Source organism: Vibrio sp. 1557 (assembly GCF_033340175.1).
GTDB lineage: Bacteria > Pseudomonadota > Gammaproteobacteria > Enterobacterales > Vibrionaceae > Vibrio > Vibrio alginolyticus.
Genome location: NZ_JAWOVZ010000074.1, coordinates 1 through 1,404 on the forward strand (window position 1 = coordinate 1; position 1,404 = coordinate 1,404).

The following is a 1,404-nucleotide window of genomic DNA, read 5'->3' on the forward strand; positions in this document are numbered from 1 at the left end:
CTCGATTTTTTGATGCCGTCGACGGCTTTGATTTGGCGTTGCAGCTCTTCGGCGTAGCGACGCAACTCTTCTGGCGCAGCATCTGTGCTGTGGATAGAGAAAAGCATGCCGTAGACTTCAGAGAACTCGTCTTGTACTACGCTGATCTGCGCGCTGGAAGGCAGCTGCAGTTTTACATCGTCCACTTTGCGTCTCAATAAGTCCCATTCCTGCGGAAGTGCTTTGGAATTAAGGCTCTCTTTGAGGTCAACAAAGACCATAGACAAACCTGGGCGAGACAATGAGCGCAAGCGATCCAACTCCGCCATTCCCTGCAATTTGGTTTCCACCGTATCGGAGACTTGGTGCTCGACTTCTTCGGCAGATGCACCCGGATAAAGGGTCACGACTACCGCAGTTTTTACTGTAAAGCTCGGGTCTTCCAACTTGCCTAAGTCGAAGTAAGAATAGATGCCAGCGATCACGCTCAATACGATAAAGAACAGAACGAACTTACGTTGGCGAATCGCGAATTCAGCTAAATTGATCATGGATTCGCACCTACAACGTCTTGATGGTCAGGTTTGGGGCGGCATCGCCCTCGCTTAGATAATGACTACCGCTGATCACCACATAATCGCCTTGCTCAAAACTTCCGGTCACACACGCTTGGTATGCGTCGATAGAGTCAAGGTTGACCGGCTCTGAATGAATAACCGCATCACGAACCACATTCACGTGCAGAGTTTGTTTCTCACCCAAAATTGCAGAGTAAGGAAAGCAATGGCTTGAGTGACTGGTGTTGAGCGCGGTATTAACCGTGACTGCTTTACCGTTGAATAGCGCACTGGAAATCGAATCGATGTCTAGCGTGACGGTATAGGTTTGTTTGAGCAGGTGCTTCTTCGGCGCGATTTCTGCCACGGTTGCTCGGTAGGATTGCTCCGAATCATACCAAGTCAACGATGCCGGCTGACCTAGTGCGAATTGCGCAATCATATTTTTCGGTACGTCGATGTCGACTTCCCAACTGCCTTCTTGCTGAATTGACACAACACTGCCGCCCGGCAAGGTTTGTTCATGTGGATCAACAGAAACGTCGGCAACAATGCCAGTGAATGGTGCACGTAGAGTGGTGTAACGCAGGGCATCTTTTGCACGTTGGATGTTTTTCTCAACCACTTTGACGGCAGAGAGGCTACGTTCGTAGCTGCTGATGGCTCGGTCTAAGTTTACGCTGGCAATGGCATCATCAGAAGTCGCTTGTTTTACGCGCTTTAACTCGGCTTTCGCGAGTTTGTGGGCTGATTGCGCTTCTAACATGCGCGTTTGTTTTTCTTTTTGTTAGACTTTTTAGTCTTTCTTTTTTATTTTGTTAATGATTTTTCTTTTTTTTTCCTTTTTTTCTTTTTTTTTGATTTCTTT

General features: G+C 47.6%; 1 protein-coding gene and 1 pseudogene. Both read right to left on the reverse strand.

All coding sequences use genetic code 11. The features are described from left to right. Positions 1-530, reverse strand: a 530-nt coding sequence (locus R7070_RS24630) for an efflux RND transporter permease subunit (RefSeq protein WP_318141337.1), incomplete at its 3' end; no start/stop codon positions are given. Positions 531-540: 10 nt separating this feature from the next. Continuing rightward, positions 541-1,317 (reverse strand): annotated as a pseudogene (locus R7070_RS24635) (efflux RND transporter periplasmic adaptor subunit); the annotation flags it as partial. Between the last annotated feature and the right edge of the window lie 87 nt (positions 1,318-1,404).